This window comes from Morganella morganii (assembly GCF_019242955.1).
GTDB lineage: Bacteria > Pseudomonadota > Gammaproteobacteria > Enterobacterales > Enterobacteriaceae > Morganella > Morganella sibonii.
This window is the reverse complement of the sequence record NZ_CP066129.1, coordinates 1,510,360-1,525,580: the sequence shown is the minus strand read 5'-3', so window position 1 is coordinate 1,525,580 and position 15,221 is coordinate 1,510,360. Positions and strand designations below refer to the sequence as shown.

Genomic DNA, 15,221 nt, shown 5'->3' with positions numbered 1-15,221 from the left:
ACTGATAAACCATATATAAAACAGATATGGTTCGTATAATAGACCTCACGCAAACGGGAATCAATCGCATCCTGCCGAATCAGCATATTCTGTCAATCAGAAGAGCAGTAACCCCATCCCCCGTTTTACCTGATCCAATGTCTGCTGTGTCACTTCCCGCGCTTTTTCTGTTCCGCTGCGGATGACTGAGAGCAGATAAGGCTTATCCGCCATCAGACGTGCCCGCTCTTCGCGGACAGGTGCCAGCAGCGCCTGCAGACACTCATTCAGTACCGCCTTGCACTCTCTGTCACCTAATCCGCCTGCCTGATAGCGGATTTTCATCTCAGCCACGCGGGCCGTATCCGGATGAAAGGCATCAAGGTAAGCAAACACCACATTGCCCTCAATCCGGCCGGGATCGGACACCCGCAGATGCTGCGGATCCGTAAACATAGCATTGACCGCACGGGTCAGGTCGTCCGGACTGACGGAGAGGTTAATGGCATTGCCCAGTGATTTTGACATTTTGCCGTTACCGTCAATTCCCGGCAGACGGCCGGTTTTACCGGTTTTCGCACGGCAGTGAACCAGTAATTCCTCCCCTGTGATGTTATTCACTTTACTGACAATCTCATTGGTTTGTTCAATCATCGGTAACTGGTCTTCCCCGACCGGCACCAAATCAGCTTTAAACGCGGTGATATCTGCCGCCTGACTGACCGGATAGATCAGAAACCCGGCGGGCAGTGTGCGGGAAAACTGCTTCTGAATAATTTCCTGTTTAACGGTCGGATTGCGCTCCAGCCGGGAAACGGTCACCAGATTGAGATACAGCAGCGTCAGCTCTGCCAGTGCAGGCAGCGCGGATTGCAGACAAATCACAGAAAGACCGGGATCAATTCCTGCCGCCAGATAATCCGCCGCTACATCATAAAAATAACGGTTTACCTTTTCCGGCTGCGCACCGTTATCCGTCAGTCCCTGCATATCGGCCATCAGAATATATTGTGTTGCTGTGTGCTGGAGAGTGACCCGCTGTTGCAGCGAGCCGGTATAGTGCCCGAGGTGTAATGGCCCGGTAATACGGTCGCCGGTCAGAATAACGGATCGGGTGTGATGAGCAGACATACGAATTCCTCTTTATAAAGTGATAAGAGGCCGCCGGGGTGAATGCAATATATCTGAAATAAAATCGCCGCACTCCGGCGGCGATTTTTGAAATTAAAACTGAATAACAAAAACGGCGCCGCACGTTGTGCGCCACCAGCAAGTATTGTGTGATAAACAGACTGCTGTTTTATTATTCATCATGCCCATAATGTACAACCTTTATCGCTTATTGCCACTCTTTTTCTCTCCGCGACGGATATTTTCATTTCTGCTGTTTTTATTTACATACTTTATTCTTTGTCAGCACAAGCGGGGTAAAAATGACAAATCATGACAATAAATCAGTTTTCTTTCATTGAGTTACCGTCTTTATCCGGTAGAATCAGTCAATGAAAACACATTATGATTTATCACCTCTTCCGGAGAATGTTTATCGGACCAGATTAAAGTTACGTTAAGGAGAATATATGTTTTTACTGACACTCGGATTTATTATCTTATCCTGTCTGTTTGCCACGGTTATGAGCCCGAAATGGGATGATTAAATGAACACAGACTTATTGTCTCTCTGAACGCCTTTCAGGAATATATCAATACTGAAAGGCGTTTTTATTGATACTGCTGCTCACTACGCCGTTCTCCTTCTCCCTCACATTATGACACACTTTTTGACGGATCATTTTTTGACTAATTCGCACAGCTTAACTATTCTTAAAATGTTACCACGCTGAAAGTAACACCTGACGCCTCTGAACCGGTTTCGTTTGTTCAGAGGCTTTTTTATTTCTCCGGGAAAAAGCACCGCAAGACCCTGACAACATATTGTATATAAAAAGAAAATATCATGCACACATCTCTTAATGACCTGATAAAAACAACTACGTGCAAATACTGCAAATAGCAGCAAAGATGTTTTTGTGCTGTACTTCTCCGGATCAATGGCTATATTGATAAGCAGTTTTAATTAATTGATATTCACATTACTGGCCTGATCCTGACCTTTCAGGCACTATTTCTGATATGATTTACCCGCACCCCATTTGTGCGGGTATTTTTTTATTCTCAGGATGACGGGCAACAACAGGATTTTTTTCCGGTTAACGCAGCTTCCTGTACCGGCGGGCAGGCAACGGTTCCGTATGAACAGAATACACAACAGTCACCCGGAAGCGGTTTTAATAATGTATGGCAGTGCTCACATTCATAAAACCACTGACAGGCGTTTACCGGCATCGTTTCTGTTTTTTCCGCACCACAAGCCGGACACCGCAGTGTCGATTGCAACTCAATTGCTGCTGAATTCCCCATTTCTTTATGCCTCTGATTTTATCGTGACGTCGTATAAAACAACACGCTGTTCATCTGGTTTCTCTGTAACGGCCTTGTGTTGTCTTTTTGTTTAGACTGCTGCCCTTATTATACATACATGAACTTTCCATTCTGTTCATGATTATCATACCTATATCCTTTCCGCCTGGTCACACTATGTGTCCGGCCTTTTTTTTATTTTTCTTTTCTGTCCGCATAAAAAAAGGCCACCGCAGTGACCTTATGTATTATTCTGTATCAGAACGGGATTTTAATCATTCCGCCAATAAACTTCCCGATTATAAACGGAAAAATTCCGAAGCCCAGACCAATCCCGCCGCCGATAATCAATGTACCACCGGGTTTTACCGGAGTTACCGGTGTTACCGGCGGGGATACATTACCGGTGCCCGGACGAAATAAACCGGCTAACCCGCTGCCGCTGACAGCTTCACATTCACGAACAGATAATTCTTTCATACGGATATCCTTATCAATGAAATGAAATCGCATGATGACATACCGGATTTACAGATAAATATTACGATATGTCATTATCTATAGTCTGCTCTCTTTCAGCCTTAATCAAGCAATTCTTCTTTATGTCATGAAAAACAAACATTTGTCAGTATATATCATTATTTGCGTTAAATAATCTGTGGTCTTTTCTCTTATCCCGGCTGGCATGTTTCTTAACTAAGAATAATTATCATTAATTAACCATTAAATCTGAAACATATTTGTGGTTATTCTGAACAGCGCATTACGTTAATATGCTGCCGCTTTATTTCAGGAACAGTAAATTACTCGTTATATGTAATAAAGCCCAAAGGCCTGTCATACGCGTACAGACAATACCCGCATCCGCCTCCGCATAGTAACATTCCGATACATTTAGTCTGACTTTCATTGCTGTTATATGATATTTTATTAACACGGAGTATTTTTAGCATTTATATCTGTCTTTACCACCCTATATGCACAAAAACAGTGTAATAAACTAATACAATAAATGAGTGATTTTTTGATACAGATCAAAGAAAAATGCTGAACACCATGAATAGTAACGCTTATTTACTATTTTACCAATATATGACCTGTTTATTCACATTTCTTCCATTCTTATTTTACACATATTACGACTATTGCATTAACAATTACCGTGAGTAAAATAAACATCGTCGCCACACAGATTATTTATATTGGTCAGGTACGGCATACTAATTAAATTACTTTTATTATTATTCCCGGATAACATTGTTTATCTGCTTATAAGGCACTTATTTATGCCCGTTAATAACAAACGAAATTCTGCTGCCATTAATCAGGCAGCCGGTGCTGTTATTCGTTCATTACGGAAAGAAAGAAATTTATCAGGCTATGACTTAGGTTGTTTAACCGGGTTAAGCCAGCAGCAGATCTCCCGCTATGAGCGCGGCAGCAACCATCTGACACTGAATCTGCTCATTGAGATATTACTTGCTCTGGATACGACACTGGACGAATTTTTGTATCAGATGAATATTCATTGCGGCTTTACTGACAGTAAGAACATGCTGTCAGTATTCAGAAAGGAACATAGTTTTAATTCATCGTTTAATGATGATGACACTATATTCCACAGCTGATATTTATCGCTGAATATCAGTAACATTATATTTGTTGTATAAAAGCTTCAATATAATTAAACAAAAAACGATGACAATAATATCATTTTATTCATTAAGAATAACTGATGAATATTTTGTCACGGATACTCTTTTATTTTTTATTACTATTCGATAGGAATTCAATATGACGTTCAAAACAAAATTACTTTCCGCTGCCCTGATCGCCGGCCTGTCTGCCACCAGCATGAATGCACTGGCGGCACCGTCAGCAGAAGTGACCTTACAGGGAATTCTGACGGATACCACCTGTGATGTGACCATCAACGGCGGCAAATCTGTCCTGAATGTTGGCGTGTTCAACACCAAAGTCGGTGGTGCGGATGCCGGATTCACCGCAGCCAATGCCATCACCACACAGCAGGCGGACATGCCGGTTACCCTGACCGGGTGTGCCAAAGGTGAAGCCGGTGACCTGATCATCCAGGGTATCACCTCTGTCGGTAACAATGAGCAGAGCGTGTTTGTTGCCCAGGATACCCAGACTGTCGGCTTTATGATTCAGGACAGCAGCGGTAAGACCGTCACTAACGGCAAAGGCGCTGCTGTTGCCCTGGATGCGGAAGAGACCAGCGCACAGTACACCTTCAAAGTCGGTATGGCGACCACCAACGCCACCCCGGCTGCCGGTTCTTACAGCGCACCGATCCTGGTTGCTTATATCGTTGACTGATAGCAGTCAGCCACGGCAGCGCGCTTCACCGCGCTGCCTTATCCCATTAATTATCTGACGGAAAACGCATGGAAAAATTTACCCTACTCAGACACGCAGTCAGCAGCCTGGTATTGCTCTCCGCGACCTCCGTTGCCGGGATAGCCATCGACAGCACCCGTATTATTTTTCAGGCGGCTGATGATACCACCGGCAAAAGTGTCGGTATCACCAGTTCATCCGGCTCACTGACGCCGTATCTGATCAAAACACAGATCCTGAAAACACCGGCCGGTGAGCAGGCGGATACCCCGTTTCTCGTCACGCCGTCACTGTTCCGTCTTGAGCCCGGCAGTACCAATCAAGTCCGGATTATGAAAAAAAATACCGCACTGCCGCAGGACAAAGAATCGGTATTTTATCTGCGTGCCATTGCGACACCGGCGGGTGAAAAAAACAATGCACAGCAGGAAAACCATATCGGCGGCACCGTACAGGTTTCATCCGGCAATATTATCAAATTATTTTACCGTCCTTCCGGGCTGAAAATGAAACCACAGCAGGCCATGCAGTCACTGCAGTTTTCTGCCGCCGGGAACGGATTACAGGTCACAAATCCGTCCCCGTATCACGTCACCCTGAAGTCCCTGACGGCCGGCGGACGCAAAGTCCCGCTGAGTATTAAAGCAGGCAATACCATGATCGCCCCGATGAGCAGCAATATCTATCCCGGCGCACCACATCAGGGCCGCGTGGAATGGAAGGCAATTAATGATTACGGGGGCACGGAGGTCTTTCATGGGCAGATCCGTTAACTGGTTACCGGGGCTGTGCCTGGCACTGTACTGCCTGTCTCCGGCGCTCCGGGCCGGAACAACCGAACTTTCCGCCGTTATTACCGATGATATCGGCTGCGGGATGAGCATTCCGTCCGTATTGCAGTTCACCCCTCAGCGCACCACGGATTTTCAGGGCGTACTGAAAACCCATGAAATCAAGAGATTACAGGCTGTATTCAGCTGTGCGGATAAGACAGGAAAACTGACACCGAAAATTACATTACAGGGCAACACCCCCTACAGCGCAGATACCCTTTTTCTTGACGGTGCGCCCAACAGTGCCGGTTTTATGCTGCGTTTGTATGACGGTTCACAACCGTCTCTGAATGATTTTTACGACACCGGAAAGGCAATCGCCCGGGGTAAACAAATCGCTCTGACACCGCTGAATGCGGGAAACCATTTCCGGACAGAGGAGACATTCCTGGTCGGACTGGTCGGCCCGGTGGACGGCCCGGCGACCCCGGGAGAATTTTCGGCAGCCCTGATTTTTAATCTTATTTTTCAGTAAATTTTGAAGGTTCACACTATGTTATTTATCAGAAAACCTGTTTTTGCCTTTTTACTGCCGGTGATGATGAGTATGACAGCCGCAAACGGAGCGGTGGCGGCCACTTCCGCATCCACCGAATTCAAAGCGACCATTGTCGGCGGGGCCTGTGATATCACCGTTCCGGCCACCATATCAGTGAATAAAGGGGCGGTGATCCCGTCAGAAGATATTATTGCCGGTAACAGCCCGGCGGAACCCTTCAACCTGAGACTGACCGGCTGCAAAGGCTATGGTCTGACACCGGAAATCACCCTTGAAGGGGATGTGGATAACACTTCCGGCATGCCGCTGTTCCTGACCAATACCAGCAGCACCAAAGGCTACGGTATTTTGCTGACCTTTGCCGGTAACAGCAATTTCAAAGCCAGTACCAACCTTGCCGCCGACCTGAAGCTGGCGGCTGCCAATAAAACCTGGTCAACCACGATGGCATCCGTGCTGAACGGCGACATTCCGTTAAACGCCGCTGTCAGCTGCGGCAGTTGTGCAGCAGATGCAGATATTCAGGGCGGTGAACTGAAAGCTAATGTCACCTTTAAATTTGCTTATAACTGACCGCCGCTGCGCATCAGTTTTTCCTGAAACCACGGGTTAACAATGAAAATAAATACTCTGTACAAAGCATTAGCCCTGGCAACAGTACTGTTTCCGGCGGTTTTTCAGACAGCGGAGGCCGGCGGCCTCACACAGACGATTAATTTTAATGCCACATTTTACGGCGGCAGCTGTGAAATTACCGCGCCGGCTCAGTTGCCTTATAACAACGGTAACCCGCTTCCGGATGACCTGATTACCGGGGATCAGCGTTACCGCCAGTTCAGCATCACACTGGCCGGTTGTCAGGGCTACTTTATGGCACCCAAAATCGCTGTTACCGGCAATACCATTACCACCAGCGACGGTGTGAAATTATTTGCCGATGCAACCAGTACCTCAAAAGGTTACGGCGTGCGCCTGGCGACAGACGGCAATACCCGCTTTAACGCCAACAGTAATGCCGCAGTCACCGGTACTATCAGTGCCAAAAACTGGCCGGCAGACGGCAGTAACAACGTCACGTCGTTAAACGGCCCGCTGGAATTCAGAGGCTATCTCTCCTGCGGGGCCTGCACACCCGGCGCCGGATTACAGGGTGGCGAGCTCAAAGCCACAGTGACATTCACTTTTTTATATAACTGATCCCGGAGCGGCTATGCAACATTCACTTTTATCCCGCACATTTTTACCGGTGGCTGCATGTATTCTGCTGTCACTGCTCTCTGCAGCACAGGCAGCAGAAGGTGGTCTGCGTCTGGCGCAAACCCGCGTTGTTTTTAATGCGGACAACAAAAATGCCGCTGCTGTTATCAAAAACAACAGTCAGCAGGTTTATCTGATCAAAGCCGGTGTGATGAATACTCCGGAAGGCAATAACCCGGCATTACCCGCCGCACCGTTTATGGTGACACCACCGATGTATCGTCTGGAAAAAGAGAGCCAGAGCACCGCCCTGGTTGTCCGTAACGGCACCGCACAATTACCGGCAGACAGAGAATCCGTCTTCTGGCTGAGCTTTCTCGCCATCCCCGCTGTCAGCAAAAATGGTGAGACGCCGGATAATATGACCAGCGCACAGGTGTCTGTCGGTATCCGCAATGTGATTAAGTTGTTTTACCGTCCTGCCGGGCTCTCCCCTTCTTTTGAACAGGCACAGGAAAAGCTGACATTCCGCCGTGAGGGCCGCAGTGTCTCGGTGAATAATCCCACCCCTTATTACCTGACACTGGCGGCACTGTCATTCAATGGCAAAAATGTCAGTTTTCAGGATCACAATCCGATGATAGCGCCGTTTTCTTCCGCGGTTTTCCCGGCAGAAGGAGCAGTATCACAGGCTCAGTGGGCGGTGATCACCGATTACGGTGATATAGGACAAATACACACTGCCGCTGTCAGTGCAGGAGAGTAATGATGATCCGCCGCTGCCTTCTGAATACTGCCGCATTGCTGTTTGCCGTGACTGCCGCACAGGCAGGAAACCTGTCGCAGGGACAGGACGGGATCACGCTCAGCAATACGCGGGTTATCTATCCGGGCGATGCCCGTAACGGTATCACTTACACACTGACTAATAACACACCACGCCCGTATCTGCTGCAATCCCGGGTACTGCCGTACGGTGACAGCACACCGGAAGATGAGACCCAGGAAGCGGAAAAAATGCCCTTTATTGTGCTGCCGCCGTTAACCCGTTTTGAACCGGATACTGCACTGACCTTGCGTATCCGCCTGACTCAGAATGCATTACCGCAGGATCGGGAATCCGTATTTACACTGGCACTGAATGCCATTCCGGCACAAACAGAAACCGGTGAGCAAACCCGGCTGATCATGAGCACCCAAAACAATCTGAAGCTGTTTTACCGCCCTGCCGGTCTGCCGCCGGCGGATGAAGCCGTACTTGCGGAGCAGCCGGCATTCCGGCGCAGCGGTAATACGCTGACAGTGAAAAACCCGTCACCGTTTTATATCACGTTCAGTTCTCTGTCAGCCGGAAACACGGATATTGACCTGCGTAATGCCCGGATGGTCGCGCCTTTTTCAGAACAGTCATGGCCGTTACCTGCCGGTGCCGCCGGTGATCTCCGCTGGCAGCTGATAACAGATGACGGAAGGCCCGGCGAAATTGTCACCCGCCCTGCCGGCTGACCACACACAACAATAAAAACAGATGATAACCCCGTTTCTGGTGAAACGGGAGGAGTCCTGCATCCGCAGGCCAGAGGAAGTCGATGAAAATACCTCATAATATGAATAACATAACATCACAGCGCCCGTTTTTCCGTTACCGCCCGCTGGCATGGCTGCTGCTTGCAGCCACAACACCCGTGATGGCGGACGACTATTTTGACCCCGGTTTTCTGAATATTGCCGGAGATAATTCAGATGTTGATTTATCTGCATTTTCTCAGGCCGGCAGTGTGGCGGAAGGTGAATATACGGTTTCCGTTTTTGTTAACCAGCAGGATACCGGGCAGTACACACTTAATTTCGTTAAAAATGCACAGGGGCAGATTGCACCGGAGATAACCCCTGCTCAGCTGGAAACCTGGGGAGTGAATGTTCCGCAGGTTCCGGAATTAAAACATCTGCCGAAAGATCTGCCGCTGACCGATTTAGGCACGCTGATCCCGGATGCATCCGCACGCCTTGAGCTCGGGCGCCTGCGTCTGGATCTCAGTATTCCTCAGGTTGTCATGCAGCCCGCTCTCAGCCGCAATGCCGACCCCGCATTATGGGATAACGGTATCCCTGCACTGATGATGAACTACAACCTCAGTGCCGGACGGACAACCAACAGCTATAACGAAGGTCTGAAAACCCGCAACGATAACCTGTTTGCCTCTGTCCGCGCCGGTGCCAACGCCGGACCGTGGCGTCTGCGCAGCACCATCACGCATACCCGTTTTGAATACAGCGGCGGGCGTAATGAATCCGCCGGCAGCCAGAGCCGGACCACCTTTACCAATACCTATCTGATGCGGGATATCCGGCCGCTGCGTTCCTCGTTACAACTCGGGGAAACCAGCACCGGCAGTGATGTGTTTGACGGCTTTTCCTTCCGTGGTCTGAAACTCAGTTCCAATGAACAGATGCTGCCAGGTCAGATGCGCGGCTATGCCCCGGCAGTCAGCGGTGTGGCGAACAGTAACGCCCGTGTCACTGTCCGCCAGAACGGTAACATTATTTATGAAACCTATGTCGCACCGGGGGCGTTTTATATCAATGATATCCAGCAGGCAGGGTTATCCGGTGACTATGATGTCACGGTAACCGAAGCAGACGGCACAAAGCGCCAGTTCGTGGTGCCTTACTCTTCCCTGCCGGTCATGTTACGCCCCGGCGGATGGAAATATGAGGTGGCGGCCGGACGCTATGACGGCAACATCACCACCAGCTCACGCCGTTCTGATTTTATCACCGGTACCCTGATTTACGGGCTGCACAATAATGTCACGCTCTTCGGCGGTGCATTGCTGGCAAAAGATTATCAGGCACTGAATGCGGGCAGCGGGATTTCAATCGGTGATTTCGGGGCGGTATCCGCAGATGTCACCCATTCAACCGCGAAATTTACCAGTGAAAATCATCAGAATGATGAACGAAAAACCGGCCAGTCATACCGTATCCGTTACTCGAAAAGTATGATGTCAACCGGCACATCGGTGGATTTAACGGCGCTGCGCTATTCAACTGAACACTTCTATAACTTCAGTGAATTCAACAGCCAGGGATACCGTCTTGAGGAAGGTGTCAGTCCGTGGACCTTACAGCGCCGCCGTACCAGTTTCCAGACTCAGCTCAGTCAGCAGATGGGACAGTATGGTTCCCTGCACTTTCGCGCCAACCGGGATGATTACTGGGGAAGTGACCGCACACTGACCGGGTTATCGCTGGGCTACAGTAACAGCATTAAAGGCGTCAGTTACGGCGTGAACTACAACATCGACCGGGTAAAAGATAATAACAATCACTGGCCGGAAAACCGTCAGTTATCCCTGAGTGTCAGCGTGCCGTTCAGTCTGTTCAGTTACGGGCAGAATATGCAGTCCATGTACGCCACCTATTCGGTCACTCATGACAATACCGGCAGAACTCAGAACAACACCGGCCTGAGCGGCAGCCTGGCGGACGGCCGGTTCTCATACGGTGCATCACAGAATTGGGGAAATAAAAATCAGGTTGCCAACACCAGCCTCAATACCGGCTGGCAGGGTGACAAAGGCAGTATCAGTGCCGGTTACAGCTACAGTGATTCAACACAGGCCCTGAATATGAATGCCTCCGGTGGTGTGCTTGTACATCCGGAAGGGATAACGTTCAGCCGTTCAATGGGGGATTCCGTGGCACTGGTCAGTGCACCGGGTGCAGAGGGTGTCAGTGTGAACGGCGGCAGTGCCGTCACCGACAGCCGGGGTTATGCAGTCGCACCTTATTTGTCTGATTACAACAAAAACAGTATCGGACTGGATCCGGCAACGCTGCCGGAAAATGTGGATCTGGTGCAATCCAACGTCAACGTTTACCCGACTCAGGGGGCCGTGGTGAAAGCTGATTTTGCCACCCGTGTGGGCTACCAGGTATTAATGACGCTGAAACAGGGTACCAAAAGTGTCCCGTTCGGTGCCATTGCCACCCTGATCGACAGCCATTCCGGCGAGGCGATCAGCGGCATTACCGGTGATGCCGGTCAGGTGTATCTCACCGGCCTGCCGGAAACAGGGAAATTACAGGTGAAGTGGGGAGAGACAGCGGCACAGCAATGTCAGATCAGTTTCGACCTGCGTCATCTGACCACCAGCGACGATATGCCTGTCCGTCAGGTGACGTATCAGTGTGCGGGCGGAGGTGCGGAGGGTGAACACATTATGGAAACACCTGTCTCCGCTGACAGTGAACCGGCAAAAATACCCTCAGCAGAGATACCTGTGAAATCACGTTGGTTACAAACGCAGTAACCTGACGGCTGTCAAAACTACCCACTATTTAATTTACGGACAACAACCATATGAAAATGAATAAAAATTTTCGTTTTATTAATCTGCTTAATCATAAGAACATACCAATCATTGCCGGAGTTTCATTCTTATTAGCATCAGTAACCTGCTTTGGTGCCTATACCATCAGGCCGGGGAGCCAGATTCAGATACCGGTTAATGTCGTCCAGAATAACAGAAATTATCCCGGAGGCCTGGGGGGGCAAATGAATGGCCCTATGTGGGGAGCTATAGTACCGGCAACCGGCACAATTCCCGGATGTGAAAAACCAGCCGGATATTCATTTGGCTGGTCAAGCGATAATAAAATATACGGACTTGTTTTGGCTGATGATGTCATCCTTGGTTTTTCCGGAACCGGTTACAACAGCCCATACACATACAGAGGCAACGGGAACACAATATACGGAGAGTGGGCTGTTAATGCATCTACCGGAAAAACAACTTACGGTGGTGCGGCAAAAGCATGCAGTCTGAATAGCTGGGGAGGATACGAAGTCGGTCAACTGAATGTCGATGGTACAGGAACAGCCAGAGTCAGTGGCAATCTTATTGCTTATGCAGGCCCTAAAGCTCAGCCGGGAAGTTATCCCGTATCATTAATTCTGGTAACCGGTGATTTTCAGAATAAAAATACTCAGGTTTTTAACAATACTATTCTTGTGGAAAAGCCTTTACGTAAGTGTACAGTCAGTACAGACAACACCATCACCTTCCCGGCGGTGGATATTACAGATGCTGTCAACGCAAAAGCACTGGCAAATAAAGCAGGTAACTTTACTATTACCTGTGACGATACAACCAATGCCCCTGTTACGGTGGAAATGCAGGGACTCAAAGGACGGTATACCGATACCATGGCACTGACCATGACTGACGGCACAAATGCACCGGCCGAAGTCCGCGGATTTATCGGTTCTGATATCCCGCTTGGCGGTGAATGTAATGGCCGTCTTAACGGATATACCGGCATCGTTTATTTCATTCCGAATGCCGGACTGGAAAAAATGCCGTTCAAACCGGGGTCATATAAATACAACTGGGTACTGTGCAGTACCGGTGCATATAAAACCGGCAAAGCCACCGGTTCCGCTAAAATGGTTGTCAGTTGGGATTAATCGTGATGCCTGTATATTCTCCGCTTGTCCCGGCCGGGCTATGCCATTGTATAGCTGCAGCCATATTATCGCTGGCTGTATTACCGGCAGTTTCCGGTGCCGCTGACAATAACGCCGGAACAATACATGATCTCGGTGTTCAGTATATTAACGGCGATGGTCTCCCCGCCGATGCAGAAAAAGGGCGTTATCATATTCACCGCGCCGCCCTTCTGCATTTTCCGCTGGCGCAATATCATCTGGGGATTTTATTTTATACCGGGGAAGGCGGTGACAAAAATACCGCCTGTGCCCGCTGGTGGCTGGGAAAATCCGCACTTGCCGGTGGTGATATTAATATTATGGCACAGCAGGTACTGGCCGATATTTATCAGGAAATAACGGACAATCCTGCTGAGCATATATTACTGACTCAGCCGACGGATATTGCCCGTTGTGAAAAATTACCGGAGCGCGCCGCTGCAAAAATGGCGGTTCAGGCTGTACAGCAGATTGTTTCCACCGCAGAAGCCCTTCCGGTTACTCCGCCTTTTCTGGCCCGGATGAAACAGTTTACCCGGCTGTCAGACCATCTGACAGACTTACTGGTCACACGGTTCCCGCCGCTCTGGTCTGAACTCTCCGCACCGCCGGTAACGGATGAAATTACCATTACGATTATTCAGCCGGTTAAAACAGAACAGAAAACCACGACACCGGTTATCCCCCCGGAACCGCCGGTCGTCACCATTCATCCGTCTGAAACAGTTATTCCGGATAGTCTTATCAATCCCTCTGTACCGGATAGCCACGCAGCTCCGCGCAGAGAGAACAAAAATGTACGCCCGGCATCACGCAATACCGGCCAGGTTCTGCGTACCGCTCCGGCACATCACTACACATTACAACTCAGCAGTGCCGCAACACCTGACGGCCTGTATCAGTCAGCCCGCCGTCATAAATTATCAAATTATCTGGTGTATGAAACTGTCCGCCATGGCCGCCAATGGTATGTGCTGGTTTACGGTGATTATCCTGATTTGTCATCGGCAAAATCAGCATTACACTCACTGCCACCAGCCTTTTATAACAATAAGCCCTGGGTACGCAGCCTGAAACAGGTTCAGCGTGAATTACCCTGACCGGTCATAATACCGGTTTTCTTACCGGTATTATGACATCGCGTACTATTTATACAGATGAAGGGGCGCGTTTCAATATATCTATTTATTTCCTCGCAGAAGAGCAAAAGTAAATCCCGGATATAATTAAGACTCCGCTTAAAAAATGATAACTGTGTAATTTTTCACTGAGGAAAAGCACGCCAAAGAAACCACCACTCAGCGGGATCAGATGAGAGAAAATCTCCCCTCTTGTTGCGCCTATAGTCAGTATGCCTTTATTCCACAACAGATATGAGAGCCATGACGGAAAAATAACCAGATAAGCAAGCCCGGATATAAACAGTGGTGACGCATAATTCCCCACATTACTGATCTGAAAATCATGTGAAAACAGATAAATAATCAGTATCGGCAACATCATCAGGCTGCCGGTCACCGAACTGATAGCTACAAAGGCATTACCGTTCACCTCACGGGGTTTCAGTCTTAAAAAAGCACAATATAACGCCCAGCTGATGGCTGATCCCAGCGCCCACAAATCCCCTTTATTCAGATGACTGATGACTTTTGCGAAATTCAGGTCACCTTTAAATATCAGATAAATCACACCAAGCGTACTCAGTAATACGCCAATATAATTTTTACCCTGAATTTTTTCTTTAAATATCAGCGCATTTATCAGTAAAACAATGGATGGTGTTGCAGACATATAAATGGCGGCATTAAGTGCCGTAGTATATTGCAGGCCGATATACAGTGTGACCGGGAATAAAACCTGTCCGCATAGCGACAGAAACAAAATAATCCCTTTCGCCTTTTTCATAAATGCCCACTGCTGTTTCACCTGACTGAAATACAGCGTCATCAGTAAAACAGCGGTCACCAGCCAGCGAAGTTGCGATAAAATAACCGGGTCGGCCTCTGATACCAAAAGATGCCCGACAACATAGTTCCCGCCCCAGAAACACGCCGCCAGCGTCAAGAATAAATAAGGCATATCCCGCTCCCCGTTTGGTCAGTATTTATCCGACCGTAGCATGGCATCCGCCCCGCAGGCTTGCTATTTATCAAAATATTTATAGATTTTAAAATAATGTTTAATGAAGATGGCTTTGCTCGTTCGCGATTACCTTAAAAGGGCACTGGCTGAAAGCGGCAGGTTTTGAGACCGGTTTCACATTTACGGTGAAGATTTTAAACGGCTGTTTGGTATTAATCCCGGACAGCGAGGATATCCGGGCAATTAAGCAGCAAAATCAGCAGCAGCAAGCCCAGATCGCCGCATTTAAACTTAAAGTTAAGGCGCTGATCGGGGAGTGATGTGGTAGTGATTTACCTGCTTTGGTGTGGGGTTG

At 48.6% G+C, this 15,221-nt stretch carries 17 protein-coding genes and 1 pseudogene; 14 read left to right on the top strand and 4 right to left on the bottom strand.

Annotation, left to right across the window (positions count from 1 at the left end; all coding sequences use genetic code 11):
- Positions 1–96: 96 nt before the first annotated feature.
- Complete coding sequence (trpS, locus tag JC793_RS06940; RefSeq protein ID WP_218427925.1) at positions 97–1,110, bottom strand: tryptophan--tRNA ligase; 1,014 nt, start codon at positions 1,108–1,110, stop codon at positions 97–99.
- 449 nt (positions 1,111–1,559) lie between these two features.
- On the opposite strand from trpS, the gene JC793_RS19885 reads away from it, so the two are divergent.
- Positions 1,560–1,637, top strand: coding sequence for a hypothetical protein (locus JC793_RS19885; protein WP_463844058.1), 78 nt, complete (start codon positions 1,560–1,562; stop codon positions 1,635–1,637).
- A 517-nt stretch (positions 1,638–2,154) separates the two neighbouring features.
- On the opposite strand, the gene JC793_RS19730 is transcribed toward JC793_RS19885, so the two are convergent.
- Together JC793_RS19730 and JC793_RS06935 are read right to left on the bottom strand one after the other, a co-directional pair.
- Complete coding sequence (locus JC793_RS19730) at positions 2,155–2,325, bottom strand: GDCCVxC domain-containing (seleno)protein (protein ID WP_431739828.1); 171 nt, start codon at positions 2,323–2,325, stop codon at positions 2,155–2,157.
- 333 nt (positions 2,326–2,658) lie between these two features.
- Positions 2,659–2,880, bottom strand: coding sequence for a hypothetical protein (locus JC793_RS06935; protein WP_107678456.1), 222 nt, complete (start codon positions 2,878–2,880; stop codon positions 2,659–2,661).
- Between the two features lie 806 nt (positions 2,881–3,686).
- On the opposite strand from JC793_RS06935, the gene JC793_RS06930 reads away from it, so the two are divergent.
- The 11 genes from JC793_RS06930 to JC793_RS06880 all read left to right on the top strand — a co-directional run bounded on the left by JC793_RS06930 (position 3,687) and on the right by JC793_RS06880 (position 13,884).
- Positions 3,687–4,028, top strand: coding sequence for a helix-turn-helix domain-containing protein (locus JC793_RS06930; RefSeq protein WP_182105001.1), 342 nt, complete (start codon positions 3,687–3,689; stop codon positions 4,026–4,028).
- Positions 4,029–4,194: 166 nt separating this feature from the next.
- Positions 4,195–4,740 (top strand): fimbrial protein, encoded by a 546-nt coding sequence (locus JC793_RS06925; protein ID WP_218427922.1) that lies wholly within the window; start codon positions 4,195–4,197, stop codon positions 4,738–4,740.
- 68 nt (positions 4,741–4,808) lie between these two features.
- Positions 4,809–5,534: a fimbrial biogenesis chaperone gene (locus JC793_RS06920; protein ID WP_218427920.1), complete on the top strand. Its 726-nt coding sequence runs from the start codon at positions 4,809–4,811 to the stop codon at positions 5,532–5,534.
- Entirely contained in the window at positions 5,518–6,069 is a 552-nt protein-coding gene (locus JC793_RS06915) for a fimbrial protein (protein ID WP_243846749.1), read from the top strand. The genes JC793_RS06920 and JC793_RS06915 overlap by 17 nt, the downstream gene beginning before the upstream one ends.
- 18 nt (positions 6,070–6,087) lie before the next feature.
- The gene (locus tag JC793_RS06910; RefSeq protein ID WP_218427918.1) at positions 6,088–6,666 is read left to right on the top strand and encodes a fimbrial protein; all 579 of its coding nucleotides are present in this window, start codon (positions 6,088–6,090) and stop codon (positions 6,664–6,666) included.
- Positions 6,667–6,708: 42 nt separating this feature from the next.
- A complete protein-coding gene (locus JC793_RS06905; protein WP_247717339.1) occupies positions 6,709–7,290 on the top strand; it encodes a fimbrial protein in 582 nt (193 codons plus the stop codon).
- 13 nt (positions 7,291–7,303) lie between these two features.
- Entirely contained in the window at positions 7,304–8,056 is a 753-nt protein-coding gene (locus JC793_RS06900; RefSeq protein WP_218427916.1) for a fimbrial biogenesis chaperone, read from the top strand.
- Positions 8,056–8,796: a fimbrial biogenesis chaperone gene (locus JC793_RS06895; protein ID WP_247717338.1), complete on the top strand. Its 741-nt coding sequence runs from the start codon at positions 8,056–8,058 to the stop codon at positions 8,794–8,796. Before JC793_RS06900 ends, JC793_RS06895 begins: the two co-directional genes overlap by 1 nt.
- A 101-nt stretch (positions 8,797–8,897) precedes the next feature.
- The gene (locus tag JC793_RS06890) at positions 8,898–11,606 is read left to right on the top strand and encodes a fimbria/pilus outer membrane usher protein (protein ID WP_218427914.1); all 2,709 of its coding nucleotides are present in this window, start codon (positions 8,898–8,900) and stop codon (positions 11,604–11,606) included.
- 362 nt (positions 11,607–11,968) lie between these two features.
- Positions 11,969–12,763: a hypothetical protein gene (locus tag JC793_RS06885; protein WP_218427913.1), complete on the top strand. Its 795-nt coding sequence runs from the start codon at positions 11,969–11,971 to the stop codon at positions 12,761–12,763.
- 5 nt (positions 12,764–12,768) lie between these two features.
- Positions 12,769–13,884, top strand: coding sequence for an SPOR domain-containing protein (locus tag JC793_RS06880; protein ID WP_218427911.1), 1,116 nt, complete (start codon positions 12,769–12,771; stop codon positions 13,882–13,884).
- 85 nt (positions 13,885–13,969) lie between these two features.
- Here the strand turns inward: JC793_RS06880 and JC793_RS06875 are convergent, their stop codons facing one another.
- Complete coding sequence (locus JC793_RS06875; RefSeq protein WP_166707422.1) at positions 13,970–14,863, bottom strand: DMT family transporter; 894 nt, start codon at positions 14,861–14,863, stop codon at positions 13,970–13,972.
- A 128-nt stretch (positions 14,864–14,991) separates the two neighbouring features.
- On the opposite strand from JC793_RS06875, the pseudogene JC793_RS19805 reads away from it, so the two are divergent.
- Both JC793_RS19805 and JC793_RS19725 read left to right on the top strand, forming a co-directional pair.
- Positions 14,992–15,039, top strand: a pseudogene (locus tag JC793_RS19805) (hypothetical protein); the annotation flags it as partial.
- 12 nt (positions 15,040–15,051) lie between these two features.
- Complete coding sequence (locus JC793_RS19725) at positions 15,052–15,186, top strand: hypothetical protein (RefSeq protein WP_431739825.1); 135 nt, start codon at positions 15,052–15,054, stop codon at positions 15,184–15,186.
- Positions 15,187–15,221 lie beyond the last annotated feature (35 nt).

What these genes read in the sequence shown, in the direction of transcription:
- trpS (WP_218427925.1), bottom strand. Translation starts at nt 1,110, where the DNA reads ATGTCTGCTCATCACACCCGATCCGTTATTCTGACCGGCGACCGTATT.
- JC793_RS19885 (WP_463844058.1), top strand. Translation starts at nt 1,560, where the DNA reads ATGTTTTTACTGACACTCGGATTTATTATCTTATCCTGTCTGTTTGCC.
- JC793_RS19730 (WP_431739828.1), bottom strand. Translation starts at nt 2,325, where the DNA reads ATGCCGGTAAACGCCTGTCAGTGGTTTTATGAATGTGAGCACTGCCAT.
- JC793_RS06935 (WP_107678456.1), bottom strand. Translation starts at nt 2,880, where the DNA reads ATGAAAGAATTATCTGTTCGTGAATGTGAAGCTGTCAGCGGCAGCGGG.
- JC793_RS06930 (WP_182105001.1), top strand. Translation starts at nt 3,687, where the DNA reads ATGCCCGTTAATAACAAACGAAATTCTGCTGCCATTAATCAGGCAGCC.
- JC793_RS06925 (WP_218427922.1), top strand. Translation starts at nt 4,195, where the DNA reads ATGACGTTCAAAACAAAATTACTTTCCGCTGCCCTGATCGCCGGCCTG.
- JC793_RS06920 (WP_218427920.1), top strand. Translation starts at nt 4,809, where the DNA reads ATGGAAAAATTTACCCTACTCAGACACGCAGTCAGCAGCCTGGTATTG.
- JC793_RS06915 (WP_243846749.1), top strand. Translation starts at nt 5,518, where the DNA reads ATGGGCAGATCCGTTAACTGGTTACCGGGGCTGTGCCTGGCACTGTAC.
- JC793_RS06910 (WP_218427918.1), top strand. Translation starts at nt 6,088, where the DNA reads ATGTTATTTATCAGAAAACCTGTTTTTGCCTTTTTACTGCCGGTGATG.
- JC793_RS06905 (WP_247717339.1), top strand. Translation starts at nt 6,709, where the DNA reads ATGAAAATAAATACTCTGTACAAAGCATTAGCCCTGGCAACAGTACTG.
- JC793_RS06900 (WP_218427916.1), top strand. Translation starts at nt 7,304, where the DNA reads ATGCAACATTCACTTTTATCCCGCACATTTTTACCGGTGGCTGCATGT.
- JC793_RS06895 (WP_247717338.1), top strand. Translation starts at nt 8,056, where the DNA reads ATGATGATCCGCCGCTGCCTTCTGAATACTGCCGCATTGCTGTTTGCC.
- JC793_RS06890 (WP_218427914.1), top strand. Translation starts at nt 8,898, where the DNA reads ATGAATAACATAACATCACAGCGCCCGTTTTTCCGTTACCGCCCGCTG.
- JC793_RS06880 (WP_218427911.1), top strand. Translation starts at nt 12,769, where the DNA reads ATGCCTGTATATTCTCCGCTTGTCCCGGCCGGGCTATGCCATTGTATA.
- JC793_RS06875 (WP_166707422.1), bottom strand. Translation starts at nt 14,863, where the DNA reads ATGCCTTATTTATTCTTGACGCTGGCGGCGTGTTTCTGGGGCGGGAAC.